At 64.0% G+C, this 16,434-nt stretch carries 13 protein-coding genes; 9 read left to right on the top strand and 4 right to left on the bottom strand.

Features of this window, described 5'->3' with window-relative positions; all coding sequences use genetic code 11:
* The first annotated feature begins 37 nt into the window (after positions 1 to 37).
* The 3 genes from QUH67_RS26570 (at position 38) to bla (ending at position 5,172) form a co-directional block, all read left to right on the top strand.
* The gene (locus QUH67_RS26570; protein ID WP_300942343.1) at positions 38 to 2,404 is read left to right on the top strand and encodes a transketolase; all 2,367 of its coding nucleotides are present in this window, start codon (positions 38 to 40) and stop codon (positions 2,402 to 2,404) included.
* Between the two features lie 305 nt (positions 2,405 to 2,709).
* Positions 2,710 to 4,140, top strand: a complete 1,431-nt coding sequence (locus tag QUH67_RS26565; protein WP_300942342.1) for an aldehyde dehydrogenase family protein — start codon at positions 2,710 to 2,712, stop codon at positions 4,138 to 4,140.
* A 144-nt stretch (positions 4,141 to 4,284) separates the two neighbouring features.
* Positions 4,285 to 5,172 carry a subclass B3 metallo-beta-lactamase gene (gene bla / locus QUH67_RS26560; protein WP_300942341.1) on the top strand — a complete coding sequence of 296 codons (888 nt, stop codon included), beginning with the start codon at positions 4,285 to 4,287 and terminating at the stop codon, positions 5,170 to 5,172.
* Positions 5,173 to 5,193: 21 nt separating this feature from the next.
* On the opposite strand, the gene QUH67_RS26555 is transcribed toward bla, so the two are convergent.
* Positions 5,194 to 6,162, bottom strand: a complete 969-nt coding sequence (locus QUH67_RS26555) for an SMP-30/gluconolactonase/LRE family protein (RefSeq protein WP_300942340.1) — start codon at positions 6,160 to 6,162, stop codon at positions 5,194 to 5,196.
* Positions 6,163 to 6,275: 113 nt separating this feature from the next.
* On the opposite strand from QUH67_RS26555, the gene QUH67_RS26550 reads away from it, so the two are divergent.
* Both QUH67_RS26550 and QUH67_RS26545 read left to right on the top strand, forming a co-directional pair.
* On the top strand, positions 6,276 to 7,103 hold the full coding sequence (locus QUH67_RS26550) for an NAD-dependent epimerase/dehydratase family protein (protein ID WP_300942338.1): 828 nt from the start codon (positions 6,276 to 6,278) through the stop codon (positions 7,101 to 7,103).
* 121 nt (positions 7,104 to 7,224) lie between these two features.
* On the top strand, positions 7,225 to 8,931 hold the full coding sequence (locus QUH67_RS26545) for an IlvD/Edd family dehydratase (RefSeq protein WP_300942337.1): 1,707 nt from the start codon (positions 7,225 to 7,227) through the stop codon (positions 8,929 to 8,931).
* 25 nt (positions 8,932 to 8,956) lie between these two features.
* Here QUH67_RS26545 and QUH67_RS26540 read toward each other — a convergent pair whose 3' ends face one another.
* Positions 8,957 to 9,748, bottom strand: a complete 792-nt coding sequence (locus QUH67_RS26540) for an enoyl-CoA hydratase/isomerase family protein (protein WP_300942336.1) — start codon at positions 9,746 to 9,748, stop codon at positions 8,957 to 8,959.
* A 262-nt stretch (positions 9,749 to 10,010) separates the two neighbouring features.
* Here QUH67_RS26540 and QUH67_RS26535 point away from each other — a divergent pair, with 262 nt between their 5' ends.
* Positions 10,011 to 11,231, top strand: a complete 1,221-nt coding sequence (locus QUH67_RS26535) for an NAD(P)/FAD-dependent oxidoreductase (protein WP_300942335.1) — start codon at positions 10,011 to 10,013, stop codon at positions 11,229 to 11,231.
* A 15-nt stretch (positions 11,232 to 11,246) separates the two neighbouring features.
* Here the strand turns inward: QUH67_RS26535 and rbsK are convergent, their stop codons facing one another.
* Together rbsK and QUH67_RS26525 are read right to left on the bottom strand one after the other, a co-directional pair.
* A complete protein-coding gene (rbsK, locus tag QUH67_RS26530) occupies positions 11,247 to 12,161 on the bottom strand; it encodes a ribokinase (protein ID WP_300942334.1) in 915 nt (304 codons plus the stop codon).
* Positions 12,162 to 12,164: 3 nt separating this feature from the next.
* Positions 12,165 to 13,076: a sugar kinase gene (locus QUH67_RS26525; RefSeq protein ID WP_300942332.1), complete on the bottom strand. Its 912-nt coding sequence runs from the start codon at positions 13,074 to 13,076 to the stop codon at positions 12,165 to 12,167.
* 254 nt (positions 13,077 to 13,330) lie between these two features.
* Here QUH67_RS26525 and QUH67_RS26520 point away from each other — a divergent pair, with 254 nt between their 5' ends.
* The 3 genes from QUH67_RS26520 (at position 13,331) to QUH67_RS26510 (ending at position 16,249) form a co-directional block, all read left to right on the top strand.
* The gene (locus QUH67_RS26520; protein ID WP_300942331.1) at positions 13,331 to 14,590 is read left to right on the top strand and encodes a Glu/Leu/Phe/Val family dehydrogenase; all 1,260 of its coding nucleotides are present in this window, start codon (positions 13,331 to 13,333) and stop codon (positions 14,588 to 14,590) included.
* Positions 14,587 to 15,432 (top strand): VOC family protein, encoded by an 846-nt coding sequence (locus QUH67_RS26515; protein ID WP_300942330.1) that lies wholly within the window; start codon positions 14,587 to 14,589, stop codon positions 15,430 to 15,432. Before QUH67_RS26520 ends, QUH67_RS26515 begins: the two co-directional genes overlap by 4 nt.
* Positions 15,433 to 15,541: 109 nt before the next feature.
* A complete protein-coding gene (locus QUH67_RS26510) occupies positions 15,542 to 16,249 on the top strand; it encodes a TetR/AcrR family transcriptional regulator (protein ID WP_300942329.1) in 708 nt (235 codons plus the stop codon).
* The last annotated feature ends 185 nt before the right edge of the window (positions 16,250 to 16,434 follow it).

Genomic DNA, 16,434 nt, shown 5'->3' with positions numbered 1-16,434 from the left:
AATCCGACAACCAAAGACCCTTTCAGGGAGCATCCCCATGCCCATCGAGCCCGCACGCCTCGAATTACTGTCTGCGCTGGCACGCAAGGCATTGTGGCTGTCGTCGTGGACGATCCATCACGCCAACCATATCCGGCCCAATGTGGACGGGCTGAAGGTCGGCGGCCATCAGGCCTCGTCTGCCTCGCTCGCCAACATCATGTCGGCGCTGTATTTCTCGGTATTGCGGCCACAGGACCGCGTCGCGGTGAAGCCGCATGCGAGCCCGGTATTCCATGCCATCCAGTATCTGTTCGGCCACCAGACCCGCGACAAGTTGGAAAATTTCCGGGGCTACAAGGGTGCGCAGTCCTATCCGTCGCGCACCAAGGATGCCGACGACGTCGACTTCTCCACCGGCTCGGTCGGCCTCGGCGTCGCCCAAACCCTGTTCTCGTCGCTGGTGCAGGACTACGTCACCGCGCATGGCTGGATGAAGGACCGTCCCGAGGGGCGGATGGTCGCACTGGTCGGCGATGCCGAGATGGACGAGGGCAACATCTTCGAGGCGCTGCTGGAGGGCTGGAAACACGGCCTGCGCAACACCTGGTGGGTGGTCGACTATAACCGCCAGAGCCTCGATGCCGTCGTGCGGGAAGGGCTGTGGGAGAAATTCGAATCCATGTTCCGCAATTTCGGCTGGGAGGTGGTGATCGTAAAGTACGGCCGCCTGATGCAGGCGGCGTTCGCCGAGCCCGGCGGCGAGGCGCTGCGGCGCTGGATCGATCATTGTCCGAACCAGATGTATGCAGCGCTGTGCTTCCAGGGCGGCGCGGCGTTCCGCAAGCGCCTGCAGGACGAAATCGGCGACCAGGGGCAGGTGTCGCAACTGATCGATCGCCGCAGCGACGACGAACTGCTGGCGCTGATGTCGAATTTGGGTGGACACGACATGGCCAGCATGATCGAGGCTTTCGAGGCGATCGATCATGATCGCCCCGTCTGCTTCATCGCCTACACCATCAAGGGCGTCGGCCTGCCGATGCAAGGCCACAAGGACAACCATGCCGGCCTGATGACGGTGGCGCAGATGGAGAAATGGCGGAGCGCGCAGAACATCCGCCCCGGCCACGAATGGGACAAGTACGAGGGCCTGTCGCAAACTCCGGCCGAACTCGACGCGTTTCTGGCGGCCGCACCGTTCAACCAGCAGGGCCGTCGTCGTCTCACCGCGCCTACGATCGACGTACCGCCGCAACTCACCTTCAAGCCCGCGGCGCAGATGTCGACCCAGCAGGGATTTGGCCTGGTGTTGAACGAACTCGCGCGCAGCGACAGCGAACTGGCTTCGCGCATCGTCACCACGTCGCCTGACGTCACCGTGTCGACCAATCTCGGCGCCTGGGTCAACCGCCGCGGTCTGTTTGCCAAGGCCGAAAACCACGACCTGTTCCGGCAGGAAAAGATCCCGTCGACCTTCAACTGGGACTATTCGCCCAAGGGACAGCATCTCGAACTCGGCATTGCCGAGATGAACCTGTTCATCATGCTCTCGGCGCTCGGGCTGTCGCATGCGATCAATGGCGAGCGGCTGCTGCCGGTCGGAACGCTGTACGATCCCTTCATCGAGCGCGGCCTCGATGCGATGAACTATGCCTGCTACCAGGACGCCCGCTTCATGGTGGTGGCGACGCCGTCGGGCATCACGCTGGCGCCGGAGGGTGGCGCGCACCAGTCGATCGCCACGCCCCTGATCGGCATGGCGCAAGATGGGCTGGCCTCGTTCGAGCCCGCCTTTGTCGATGAACTTGCCGTGATCATGGGATGGGGGTTCCGGCACATGCAGCGCGAGGCCGGCGAGGGCGGTTCGGTCTATCTGCGGCTGTCGACCCGCACGCTGGACCAGCCGCAGCGCATCATGGGGCCGGAGCTGCAGCGGGACATCACCGAGGGCGCCTATTGGCTGCGCGAGCCGGGGCCGAACTGCGACATCGTGATCGCTTACACCGGCGCGGTGGCGCCCGAGGCGATCGAGGCGGTGGGCCTGATCGGAGAGAGCCATCGCGACGTCGGTTTGCTGGCGGTAACCTCGGCCGACCGGCTGCACGCCGGATGGTCCGCCGCACGGAATTTGCGGCGCGAGCGCCGTGGCATCCAGTATCTCAGCCATATCGAAAAGCTGCTGGCGCCGCTGCCGCGCGACTGCGGCATTGTGACCGTCATCGACGGCCATCCGGCGGCGCTCGGCTGGCTCGGCAGCGTGCGCGGCAATCGGGTCGAGGCGCTCGGCGTCGAGCAGTTCGGCCAGACCGGCACCATTGGCGACCTCTACCGCCACTACGGCATCGACGCCAACGCCATCATCGATGCGGCCGAAAGCCTCACGGTGGGCGCGCCCGTGCGGCACCGCAAGATGGCGGTTTGAGGGAGCGGGCGGTGCCAGCCAGATGTCGTCCCTGCGAACGCAGGGACCCATAACCACAGGGAGCAGTTGTCTAAGGCGGTATTTGACCGCGACCCCCAAACGACAGGACACGGCGTATGGGTCCCTGCGTTCGCAGGGACGACAGCGAGCACCTTGCCAGCGTCGCATCCCTGATCTTATATCCCCCGCCTGCCGCAACGCGGCGCCCCGCATATGGCGGGTACAACCGCTCAGGCTTTCGTGCAAGGATGCCTGCCGAACGCTTCCGTTCCATTCTCCATTGCTCCGAGACAAAGAGGTTTCCGATGGTCAATCGCATGCAATTCTACATCGACGGCGCCTGGGTCGATCCCGTCGTCAAGAAGTCCACCCCCGTCGTCAACCCGGCGACCGAAGACGCGATGTACGAAGTTGCGCTCGGCTCGAAGGCCGATCTCGACAAGGCGGTGGCCGCCGCCAAGCGCGCCTTCGTGACGTTCTCGCAGACCAGCCGCGAGGAGCGCATCGCGCTCCTGGAGAAAATCATCGAGATCTACAAGGGCCGCATGAAGGAAATCGGCGCCGCGGTGTCCGACGAAATGGGCGCGCCGCTGCCGATGGCCGAACGCCTGCAGGCCGGTGCCGGCCTCGGCCATATCGCTTCCACGCTGGAAGTTCTCAAGAACTACCACTTTGAAGAGACGATCGGTTCCGCCGTCGTCGTGCGCGAGCCGGTTGGCGTCATCGGCATGATCACGCCCTGGAACTGGCCGCTCAACCAGATCGCCTGCAAGGTCGCGCCCGCGCTCGCCGCCGGCTGCACCATGATCCTGAAGCCGTCGGAATTCACGCCGACCTCGGCCCTGATCTTCGCTGAAATCCTTCATGAAGCGGGCGTGCCGAAGGGCGTGTTCAACCTCGTCAACGGCCTCGGCCCTGAAGTCGGCGCCGCCATGAGCGAGCATCCCGACATCGACATGATCTCGTTCACCGGCTCGACCCGCGCCGGCGTCGACGTCGCCAAGCGCGCCGCGCCGACCGTGAAGCGCGTCAGCCAGGAACTCGGCGGCAAGTCGCCGAACGTCATCCTCGAAGGCGCCGACCTTGCGAAGGCCGTCACCGGCGGCGTGATGCACATGTTCAACAATTCCGGACAGTCCTGCAACGCGCCGTCGCGGATGATCGTGCCGCTGTCGAAGATGAAGGAAGTTGCTGCGATCGCCAAGGGCGTCGCTGACAAGACCAAGGCGGGCGATCCCCGCGCCGAAGGCACCACCATCGGCCCGGTCGTATCGCGTATCCAGTGGGACAAGATCCAGGCGCTCATCAAGAAGGGCATCGACGAAGGCGCGACCTTGGTCGCCGGTGGTCCAGGCCTGCCCGAGGGCGTCAATAAGGGCTTCTATGTCCGCCCGACCATCTTCGCCGATGTCACCAACGATATGACGATCGCGCGGGAGGAAATCTTCGGGCCGGTGCTGACCATCATCGGCGCCAAGGATGAAGCGGAGGCGGTGAAGATCGCCAACGACACGCCCTATGGTCTGGCCGGTTACGTCACCGGCGATACCGTGGAAAGCGCGCGCCGCGTCGCCCGCCAGATCCGCGCCGGCAATGTCAACCTGCAGGGCGTGCCGAATGACCGCACCGCGCCGTTCGGCGGCTACAAGCAGTCCGGAAACGGCCGCGAGTGGGGCAGGTACGGCCTTGAGGAATATCTCGAAGTGAAGGCTGTCGCCGGCTACAACGCCGCGTAAACTGTTTCGGCGCTCGCGCCGATTATGAAGGATGCCGGCTGCCGAAAGGCGGTCGGCATTTTTTTTGACAGAATCATCGTCAGGTTGAATCCTGCGTCAATGTCGGTCGACACCGCGACGACGGAACAAAAAATAGAGGATGCCGTGAAGAAAATCGCCGTTGCACTTGTTGCGCTGATCTCGCTGACCACAGTCGCCGGGGCCCAGACCCCCAAAGATCTCATCGCTGCCCTCAAGGTCAAATGGAACACGCCGACCGAGCCGTTCAAAATGATCGGCAACGTCTATTACGTCGGCACCGACGGCCTGGCGTCCTACCTGATCACGTCTCCACAGGGCCACATCCTGGTGGATACGGCGATGCCGGAGGCGACGTCGCAGATCAGGGCGAGCATCGAGAAGCTGGGCTTCAAGGTCACCGACATCAAGTATCTCCTCAATACCCACGCGCACATCGATCACACCGGCGGCCTTGCCGAACTGAAGCAGGCCAGCGGCGCCCGGCTCGTTGCGGGCGAGGGCGACAAGTCGTTGCTCGAGGGTGGATATTATCCGGGAGCGGAGGAAGACATGGCGCTAGCGTTCCCGCCGGTGAAGGTCGACCGCACGGTGCGCGAAGGTGAGGCGGTCACTGTCGGGAATGTGACGCTGACCGCCCGTGAAACGCCCGGACATTCGCCGGGATGCACGAGCTGGGCGTTCTCGGTGAAGGACGGCGACGCCACGCGCTCCGTCCTCATTTTCTGCAGCGGCACCGTCGCGCTGAACCGGCTCGGCGCCGACCCTACCTATTTTGGAATCGTGGCTGATTACCGCAAGACGTTCGCGCGGGCCAAGGACATGAAGGTGGACGTGCTGCTCGCGCCCCACCCGGAAATGTTCAAAATGGCGGATAAGCGCGCCAGGCTACGCGAAGGCGGACCCAATCCGTTCGTCAATCCCGGCGAGTTCAATGCCTATGCGGTGACGCTGGAGAAGGCTTTCGAAGACGCGCTCGCCAAGCAGACCGCCGCACCGGAGAAGAAGGGTTGAGCTGCACGGGTGCGCCGCGCTCTAACCGCCCGGCGCACCTTGCGTGTTGACATAGAGCGCGTAGATCGACTGGCTCGCGGCCATGAACAGGCGGTTGCGCTTCACGCCGCCGAAACAGACGTTGGCGCAACGTTCGGGCAGCGCGATGCGGCCGATCATGACGCCGTCGGGCGCGAACACGACCACGCCATCGAGTTCGGGATCGCCCATGCCCCAGCCGCACCACAGGTTGCCGTCGATGTCTACGCGAAAGCCGTCCGGCGTGCCCGGGCCGGCATCGACAAACACACGCTTGTCGGAAAGCTTGTCGCCGGAAGCCGAGACGTCATAGGCGAGGATCTTGCGGGTCGGCACGCCGCGGGACTCGATGACATAGAGAACTTTCTCGTCGGGCGAGAAGGCGAGTCCGTTCGGCCCCAGCACACCCTCGGCGACGACGGTCGCTTTGCCGGTCGCGCCGTCGATCCGGTAGACGTTCATGTCGAGTTCGGGCTCGGCCTTGTAGCCCTCGTAATTGCCGAGTAGGCCGAAGACCGGATCGGTGAACCAGATCGAGCCGTCGGATTTCACCACGACATCATTGGGCGAGTTCAGCCGCTTGCCGTCGAAGGAATCCATCAACACCGTGACCGAGCCGTCATACTCGGTGCGGGTGACGCGACGGCCGCCGTGCTCGCAAGTGACGAGCCGTCCCTGCCGGTCGCGGGTGTTGCCGTTGGCGAAGTTCGAAGGCTTGCGGAAGATGCTGACCGCGCCGGTCTCTTCCTCCCATTTGAGGATGCGCTGGTTGGGAATGTCGCTGCAGAGCAGGTAGCGCCCGTCGCCGAACCACACTGGTCCCTCGGCCCAGCGAAGCCCGGTGGTCAGCTGCTCGACGGCCGAAAGCTTCAGCCAGTATTTCTCGAAGCGGGGGTCGAGGGCATGGATGGCCGGATCGGGATAATAGGTGGCTGGGCGCCAGCCGGCTGAGTGCGATGCGGCGTCGGACATTTGCTGTTCTCGTTGTTGCGTTGCTTGTGCGTTTCTTGGGCGTTCCTTGGGCGTTTGAGTTTGCTATCATTCCCGGCTAATGACCGCAAATCGGTCGAGAGATGAGGAAACAAATGCCACGCATATTGATGACCGGCGCCGCCGGCGGGATTGGCACATCCTTGCGCAAGCTGCTGCCGCCGATCTATCCGGACCTGCTGCTGAGCGATCTCAAAGCGCCGGCCGATCTGGCCAGCAGTGAGCAGTTCAAGGCGGCCGATCTGGCCGATCTCGCCCAGGTCGAGGCGGTCTGCGAAGGCGTCGACGGCATCCTGCATTTCGGAGGCTATTCGGTCGAGGGCCGCTGGGATCAGATCCATCAGGCCAACATCATCGGCTGCTACAATCTGTTCGAGGCGGCCTATCGCAAGGGCGTCAAGCGGGTGATCTTCGCCTCGTCCAACCACGCGGTCGGCTTCTATCCGCGTCATCACCGCATCGGCACCGACGTCACGCCGCGCCCTGACAGCCGCTACGGCGTCAGCAAGGTGTTCGGCGAGGCGGTCGGCGCGCTCTATGCCGACAAGCACGGGCTCAGCGTCACGTGCCTGCGGATCGGTAATTTCGGCGAGATGCCGCTGGATCACCGCCGTCTCTCGATCTGGCTGAAGCCCGAGGATCTGGTGCAGCTCTGCCGCATCGGGCTCGAACATCCCGATATTCATTTCGAGGTTCTCTACGGCGCCTCCTACAACGAGCGTGCCTGGTGGGACAACCACCGCGCCTACGAGCTCGGCTATCGCCCGACCGGTCGCGGGGAAGATTTCCTCGAACACGCCATGGCCGAGCAGGCCAAGCTGAAGCCGGACCCGGTCGGCGATTACTACCAGGGCGGCACGTTCTGCAGCATGGAGTTCGATGGCGACAAGGACAGGATCGTCAACTGGAAGCAGGATCCGTAATTCCGGGTGATACGCCCTTGCGGCACCCGCCCGGAAAACCATACTGACGATCATGATTGTCGTTCCCCGGCTCCTCATGCGGGTGCCGGGAACGACGAAGCCTCGAAGAAGGAACAGGAAAATGGCCGACGGACTTCGCAAGGGACTGGCAAGTTATGGCGACGCTGGCTTCTCGCTGTTCCTGCGCAAGGCGTTCATCAAGGCGATGGGCTATTCCGACGACGCGCTCAATCGTCCGATCGTCGGCATCACCAATACCTACAGCGACTACAATCCCTGCCATGGCAACGTTCCGCAGATCATCGAGGCGGTGAAGCGCGGCGTCATGCTGTCGGGCGCGATGCCGATGGTGTTCCCTACCATCTCGATCGCCGAAAGTTTTTCGCATCCGACCTCGATGTATCTGCGAAACCTGATGGCGATGGATACCGAGGAAATGATCCGCGCCCAGCCGATGGACGCTATTATTGTGATCGGCGGGTGCGACAAGACCCTGCCGGCCCAGATCATGGCCGCGATCTCCGCCGACTTGCCCACCGTCGTCATTCCGGTCGGGCCGATGGTGGTGGGGCATCACAAAGGAGAGGTGCTCGGCGCCTGCACCGACTGCCGCCGCCTGTGGGGAAAGTATCGCGCCGGCGAAATCGACGATGAGGAGATCGAAGCCGTCAACGGCCGGCTCGCGCCGTCGGTCGGCACCTGCATGGTGATGGGAACGGCATCGACCATGGCCTGCATCACGGAGGCGCTCGGCCTCTCGCTGCCGATGAGCGCGACGATCCCGGCGCCGCATGCCGAGCGGTTTCGCTCGGCCGAGGCGAGTGGCAGGGTGGCGGCCGCCATGGCAAAGGCCAAGGGGCCAAAGCCGAGCGAGTTACTGACCGAGGCATCGTTCCGCAATGCGCAGGTCGTGATGCAAGCGATCGGCGGTTCGACCAACGGGTTGATCCACCTCACCGCGATGGCGCATCGCTCGCCGCACAAGATCGACCTCGCGAAATTCGACAAGCTTGGCCGCGAGGTGCCGGTGCTCATCGATTTGAAGCCGTCGGGCGAGCACTACATGGAGCACTTCCATCATGCCGGCGGCGTGCCGAAGCTGATGGCGCAACTCGGTGACCTCATCGATCTCGATGCAAAGACCATTACAGGACAGACTCTGCGGGAGATTGTCGCCGTTGCCGAGGACGTGCCTGGTCAGGACGTCATCCGTTCGCGCGACAATCCGATTAAGGCCGAGGGCGCGATGGCGATATTGCGCGGCAATCTCGCGCCGCGCGGCGCGGTGATCAAGCATTCGGCGGCAAGCCCGAAACTGTTGCAGCATACCGGCCGTGCCGTGGTGTTCGATTCCGTCGAGGACATGACGCTACGCGTCGACGATCCCGATCTCGACGTCAACGCCGACGACGTGCTGGTGCTGCGCAACGCCGGTCCCAAAGGTGCGCCCGGGATGCCGGAGGCGGGCTATCTGCCGATCCCGAAGAAATTGGCGCGCGGCGGCGTCAAGGACATGGTGCGGATATCGGACGCGCGCATGAGCGGTACCGCGTTCGGCACCATCGTGCTGCACATCACTCCGGAATCCGCCGTCGGCGGCCCTCTGGCGCTGGTGAAGAACGGCGACATGATCCGCCTCGATGTCGCGAAACGCAGCATCGACCTCCTGGTGGATGCCGCGGAACTCGAAAAACGCCGCGCGGCGCTGGCACCGGCCGTCGCGCCGGAGTGGGCCAGGCGCGGCTACGCGCATTTGTTCAACGAGACGATCTTGCAGGCCGACGAAGGCTGCGACTTCGATTTCATGCGCGGGCAAGGCAAGGATTAGGCGAACCCCAGCGCGCTCCGAGTCGTCACTTCGACTTGCTGGTAAATTTCTGCACCGCGACCCGAAAATCCTCGGTTAGCATGGCGTCGATGATCTTCTCTTCCTCGGCATCGAGCTGTTGCTTCACCGGGGTGACCGCGGCCTGATAAACCAGCGACTTGGTGCCTGCAATTGCCGCCGGCGGGTTCTGCGCCAGCCGATCTGCGAACTTGCGCGTCTCTGTCTTCAGCTCCGCCGCCGGAACGATGCGTGCGACCAGTCCCCATTGATGGGCCTGCTGCGCGGTAAAGCTGTCCTCGGCCAGGAATATCTGTAACGCGCGGCGGGTGCCGACGGTGCCGACCATGCCGACCGTGCTGCCGCCGTCAGGCGAGACGCCGATCTTGGCATAGGCCGGCGTGAAGCGGGCGTCGTCTGCGGCAATACAGAGGTCGGTGATGAAAGCGAGGCCCATGCCGGCGCCGGCGGCGGAGCCGTGGACGCTGGAGAGCACGATTTTCGGCATCCGCCGCAGCGTCTCGATAAAGGCGTGATAGTGCTTCAGCAGTTCGCCGACCACGGGCGCAACGGTGTCGCTGGCGGCGGCAGCACCAATGGTCTGCAGGTCTCCGCCGGCCGAGAAGGCGCGGCCTTCGCCCTCGATCACAAGCACGCGTATAGCATCGTTGCGCTCGACCTCGAGGCCGAGTTGCTCGAGCTTCTGCGCGATCGACAGGTTTATGGAATTGAAGGCCGCCGGCCGGTTCAGCGTGATGGTGGCGATCGAACCTTCGATCCGGAGCAGGGCGGGGGCGGCGGGATCATCGGATGTCGGCATGGCTGAGCCTCGGCAAGTAGCGGGGCCGGTATTTAAATAGCAGAAGGTAACAGGTGACAATCCCAGGCCGGGCCTGCAAAATATCTGCTGCCAGCCGGACGACGGCGCGCTTGCGTCGCCTCGCGCCATGAGGTCAGATAGGGCCTGTCATCGTTCGGAGCGGACACGAGCGCCGCTTCCAGGGAACGAGGCAGGCAAGCCGAAATCGGTGGAGAGAACGCAACATGGGTCATTCCCATGAGCTCGAACGTAGGATGTTTCCATGACGGCAGGACCGGTTGTCATCATCGGCGCGGGCCATGCAGGCTTCCAGCTTGCGATGTCGCTGCGCCAGCACGGCTTTTCCGAGCGCATCGCGCTGCTGAACGATGAAGGCCACCTGCCATATCAGCGGCCACCATTGTCCAAGGCCTATCTGAAGGGGACTGGCGGACCCGACAGCCTGATGTTTCGCCCGGAAAAATTCTATGCGGATCAGAAGATCGAGCTGATCTCCGATCGGGCGATGTCGATCGACCGTGCCGCGCGTAAGGTGCTGCTCGGTTCCGGCCGCTCGCTCGATTACGGCCATCTGGTGCTGGCGACCGGCGCGCGCAACCGGCTGCTCGATATCCCCAATGCCAACCTCGACAGCGTGCGTTACCTGCGGACGCTCGACGACAGCCAGTCCCTGCGTGACTACATTAGTCCGGGCCAACGCGTCATCGTGATCGGCGCCGGGTTCATCGGCCTGGAATTCGCCGCGACCGCGCGCGCCAAGGGCCTCGAAGTCGACGTCATCGAGCTTGCGCCGCGCGTGATGGCACGCGCGGTGACTGCCGAGATATCGGAATATTTTCAATCGCGGCACACTTCGGCCGGCATCCGCATTCACTTCGGCGTCCAGGTCACCGGCATCGAGAGCGACGGCAGTAAGGTGACAGGGGTGAGCCTCAGCGACGGGCGCCACATCGGGGCCGATCTGATCGTGGTCGGCATCGGTGTGTTGCCAAATGTCGAACTGGCAGCGGAGGCGGGGCTGAAGGTGGCGGCCGGCATCGTGGTCGACGCGCATTTGCTGACTACCGATCCTGATATCTCGGCGATCGGCGATTGCGCGCTCTATGACAGCCCGCGGTTCGGAGGCTCGCTGCGGCTGGAGTCGGTGCAGAACGCCACCGATCACGCGCGGTGCGTTGCGGCCAGGTTGACCGGCGATGTAAAACCCTATGACGGCCTGCCGTGGTTCTGGAGCGATCAGGGCCCGGACAAGCTGCAGATGGTGGGGTTGACCACCGGTTACGACCGCGTGGTCGTGCGCGGCGATCGCGCGCAGGGCGCGTTCTCGGTGTTTTGCTACAAGGCCGGGCAACTCCTCGGCATCGAGTCGGTCAACCGTGCCGGCGACCACATGTTCGGACGTCGCCTGCTCGCCGCCAACGGCTCGATCACGCCCGAGCAAGCAGCTGATCCCGGTTTTGACCTGAAGAGCGCGCTGAGTTAGGCCGGTGGTATCCGGCTACGAACGCAAAACCGCCGAGACCTCCGCGTCCGTCGGCATCGATGGGGCAGCGCCCATCCGCTGCACCGAGATCGATGCCGCTGCATTGGCGTAGGCGAGGGCATCGTGGATCGCCGCGCCGCCGGCCAACTGCGCGGCGAGGGCGCCGACGAAGCAGTCACCGGCGCCGGTCGTATCCACGGCCTTCACCGCGCGTCCGGCAATCATCGATGCTTCACAACCGACAAGCGCGAGCACGCCGCGCTTGCCCAGGGTGACGCAGATGATCGTGTTGGCACCGGCTTGCAGGCGCGTCGCCGCCTCCACGAAGCGGGCAGGCGGGTCGTCATCCCCCAGTTCTGTGATGGCGAGAAATCCCAGTTCGGTTTCGTTGAGGACCAGGACGTCAACGAGTTCGAGCAAATCCGGGTCGCAGGCCATCGCCGGCGCGGGGTTCAGGATGGTGGTTGCACCCGCCGCACGCGCCCGTTTGAAGAAGGCGCTGATCGTCGGCAGCGGAATTTCGAACTGGCTGACGGCGATGTCGCCTTGGGCAAGGACGGGAGCTGCGACATCCTCGGTGCTGACATAAGCGTTGGCGCCGGGCACGACCACGATCGTGTTGTCGGCATCGGCGACCGTGATGATCGCCGTTCCAGTGTGGATATCCTTGTTGTCCTTGACGAGCGTGAGATCAACGCCCTCAGCGGCGAGAAACGTCCGCAGCTGCTGACCAAATGCATCGGCACCGAGCCGGCCGATCAGCGCGGTCGATGCGCCGAGCTTGGCGGCGGCGACCGCCTGGTTTGCGCCCTTGCCGCCGGGAAAATAGTGCACGGACTGGCCGGCGACCGTCTCGCCGACCTTCGGATGCCGGTCGGCGGTCGCCACGACATCCATGTTGATGCTGCCGGCGACGAAGACGCGTCCCATATCCTAATCCCAAAATTCCTTCTTGCGCCCGATCTGGAATTCCTGCTTGACCGCGTCGATGTCGGCGAGCGTCGGCAAGCCGGCCTCGTTGCCGAGGCGCTGGATCTTGTAGGTCGAGGCGGCGCGCGCAAACTCGAAATGCTCCTGCCAGCCTTTCGAGGGGCTGCTGAGATATGAGTACACATAGGCGCCGTGAAACACGTCGCCGGCGCCGTTGGTATCGATCACGCGCTCGGGCGCGATCGGCAGCGCCGGCAGCTTGCGGACGGTTCCGGTCTCGTCATACCAGAGCAGGCCCTGTTCGCCCATGGTGACGCCGCCGACCCGGCAGCCGCGGCTCTTGAGATAATCCAGCATGCCTTCCGGTGTCTTGTCCATCTGCTCGCACAGCCGCTCGGCGACGATGGCGACGTCGATGAATTCCAGGAGGTCGTGCGTATTGGTGCGCAGGCCACCGCCGTCGAGCGACGTCAGAATCCCGTCCTCACGGCAGAGTTTGGCGTAGTGGAGTGCGGCATCCGGCTGGTGCCCGTCGACATGCAGCGCGCGGCAGCCCTTCAGGTTCAGCATCGGGAACGGGTGAATATGCTCGTCGTCACGGCAGCGCACGATGGCGCGCTTGCCGTCCTTCGGCATGATGAAGGATAGCGATGACGAGTTGACCTTGCGCGGATGGACCGAGATTCCATACTTCGCGCTCATGTCTTGAAACATGCGGCCAAGCCAGTCATTGGCGACGGTCGCGATCAGGTCAGGCACGATGCCGAGCTTGGCGCAGCAGAAGGCCGCGGTGACGGCATTGCCGCCGAACGACACCGCATAATCGGAGGCCACGTGCTTTTCGTCGCCGGTCGGCATGTGGTCGGTGATGAAGGTAACGTCGATATAGGTCTGTCCGATGAAGAGAGCCTGCATTCGTTTTCCGTCATGAGCTGAAGGGGTGGTCCCGGCCCGGCGTCTGTACATTAGCACCGGTTATCGGAAGCATTCGCTGAAATTATTCGCAGCTGTGCCGTCTTTGCAGCTTGGAATGGGAGTATGAGGAGAATGCGACCGATCTTTGGGCCTTTCCCCACCGGGCTGACGCTTACGGAATCGGAACATACTGCCGTATAACGGCTGACGGCTGCCGGGGTTTCCGGGCGGTTCGGCAAAAGTGGAGGGAAGTGATGACCGTTTATTCCGGTCCGGTGTTCGACATGGCGGTCAACCAGTTCGGCGTCATCGCCAACCATCTCGAAATTCCGATGGACGAGCGCGGCCGAATCCTGATGCCGAAGCGGGCCATCACCGTTTCCTGCCCGATCCACCGCGACGACGGCACGGTCGCGGTATTCGAAGGCTACCGGGTGCAGCATCATCTCACCCTCGGCCCGACCAAGGGCGGCACGCGATTCGCGCCCTCCGTCGACATCGGCGAGGTGGCGGCGCTGGCGATCTGGATGAGCTGGAAATGCGCGCTGGTCGGGCTGCCCTATGGTGGCGCCAAGGGCGGCGTCAATGTCGATCTCACCACTATCTCCAGGCGAGAACTGGAGGCGCTGTCGCGGCGCTACATGCAGGAGATGATTCCCTTCGTCGGTCCGCATACCGACGTGATGGCGCCCGACATGGGCACCAATGAGCAGGTGATGGCCTGGTTCATGGATACCTACTCGATGTACCAGGGCCGCACCGTGACCGAGATCGTCACCGGCAAGCCGGTCTCGTCGGGCGGCACGCTCGGCCGCCGTGAAGCGACGGGGCGCGGCGTCGCCTATCTTGCGCGGCGCGTGCTGAAGGAACTGTCGATCAATCCGGGCAGCGCGACCGCCGTGATCCAGGGCTTTGGCAATGTTGGCTCCTATGCGGCGCTGGAGTTGCATCAATACGGTCTCAAGATCATCGCCATCAGCGATCACACCGGCGCGCTGCACGACCCGAAGGGACTGGATATTCCCGCGCTGATGCACCATGCGGGCAGGCACGGCAGCATCGCCGGCTTCTCCAACCAACTCGCCTTCGATCCCGAGCAATTGCTCACATTGCCCTGCGACGTCCTGGTGCCGGCAGCGATGGAGCGGGTGATCGACGCCAGGGTCGCGGAAAATCTCAAATGCCGCGTGCTGGCCGAGGCCGCCAACGGCCCGACCACGCCGGACGCTGACCTCGTGCTGGAAAAACGCCAGGGCGAAGTGTTCCTGATCCCCGACATTCTCTGCAATTCCGGCGGCGTCGTGGTCAGCTACTTCGAATGGGTGCAGGACCTGCAGCAATTGTTCTGGGAAGAAGAGGAGGTGACGCGGCGTGAATACGCCATCCTCGATCGCGCCTTTGACCACATGGTGCAGCGTGCCAAGGCGGACAACATCCCGCATCGGACCGCGGCGATGGCGATCGGCGTGGAGAAGGTCCGCGCGGCCAAGAACACGCGAGGGCTGTTCCCGTGATCACCAGCCTCGACCACGTCGTCGTTCTCACCGGCGACATCAACGCGGCCTCTGCCGCCTACCAGGCCTTGTTCGCGCGTTCGCCGGCCTGGCAAAACAGCGGCGAGGGCGCCGATCGGGTGCTGTTCACCCTCGACAACACGACGCTGGAATTGATGGCCCCGCGCGGCGAGGACGCTAACGCGGACCGGATTCGCAGCGTGCTGGCCGCCCAGGGCGAGGGGCTCGCCAGCATCTGCTTCCGGACCAGCGACATCGCCAAAATGCATCGCCGGCTCGACCGACTGACGCTGAAGCCGGACCCGATCGCCGAGGTCGAAAGCCGCGACGCGATTTCCGGCGCGACGCTGGCGTGGAAGCGCACGCGCGCGGCAACGGACGCCACGCGCGGCGTGCGCCTGTTCTTCCTCGAGCGCGACCGCGAGCGGCCGCTGTCGGTCCGGACCACGACCGGGTCGATCACCGCGCTGGACCATGTCGTGGTCTCGACGCCGGATCCGGAGCGCGCCGCCGCCCTCTATGGCGCCCGGCTCGGACTCGACATGGCGCTCGACCGCTCACATCCCGATTGGGGGCGGCTGATGTTCTTCCGCTGCGGCGACCTGATCGTCGAGGTCAGCCACCGGCCGGGCAAGGAGATGGATATTTCGCAGGACAGGCTGCGCGGCCTGTGCTGGCGCGTCGCCGACATCGACGCCACCCATGCGCGGCTCTCTCAGGCCGGCGTCGACGTTTCGGAAATCCGCACCGGCCGCAAGCCGGGCACGCGGGTGATGACGGTGCGCAGCGGCACCTGCGGCGTGCCCACGCTGCTGGTGCAGCCATCGGCGGGGAAGTCGTGACTTTTTCCTTCTCCCACAAGGGGAGAAGGGAGAAGGCCAGCATCGCCTCGTTCTCAAAGCGCACCGTGCATGCTACAGCCTGTCTGATGCAATCACCGGGCGCCTGATTTTGGCCAAGGCAAAACGCGTTCAGAAATGGCAGCGCGACCCCGAGGGGATGCGGATCCGCATTCTCGAGGCCGCCAAGCAGGAGTTCGCCGCCCATGGCCTGGCCGGCGCGCGCGTCGACCGTATCGCCGCCATTGCCGGCGCCAACAAGCGCATGCTGTATTACCACGTCGGCAACAAGGAAGACCTCTACCTCGCGGTGCTCGAAGGTGCCTATGAAAAGATCCGTTCCGAGGAGCGCGGGCTCGATCTCGAACATCTCGATCCGCCCGAGGCGATCGAACGGCTGATCGATTTCACCTGGAGCTATTTCCTCCGCAACCCGGAATTCCTGGCGCTGCTCAACACCGAGAACCTCGCCAAGGCGCGCCACCTCAAGCGCTCCACCAGGGTCAAGTCGATGCACTCGCCGTTCGTCGAGATGATCCGCACCGTGGTGACGCGCGGCGTGGAAAGCGGCGATTTTCGCGCTGCCGTCGATCCGGTGCAGCTCTATATTTCCATCGCCGGGCTCTGCTTCTTCTACCTCTCCAACAGCGCGACACTCTCCGTCATCTTCGGTCGCGACCTCCTGAAGAAGCAGGCGCGGGACCAGCGCCTCGCCCACATGGTGGCGCTGGTGCTGGCGGCGCTGACGGGGAAGTCGACGGCGGATTTCGGCAAGGCGGTAAAGCCCGGCGTGCGGACACCGGCGCATCAGCCGGTGTAGCCCGTCGTTCCTGCGAACGCAGGAACCCATACGCCGCGGCCTGGCGGATGAAAGGCCGTGGTCGACGCCTTTCAACTCACAACGTCCCCTGGGTATGGGCCCCTGCGTTCGCCAGGGCGACGAGAATTGGAAATCTTGCTGCACAAAACCCGCTTGCCAGTATTTACCCAACGGGTTAATTTTTT

The sequence above is a fragment of the Bradyrhizobium roseum genome, assembly GCF_030413175.1.
GTDB lineage: Bacteria > Pseudomonadota > Alphaproteobacteria > Rhizobiales > Xanthobacteraceae > Bradyrhizobium > Bradyrhizobium roseum.
The sequence above is the reverse complement of the archived record's forward strand: the minus strand, read 5'-3'. Positions and strand labels throughout refer to the sequence as shown.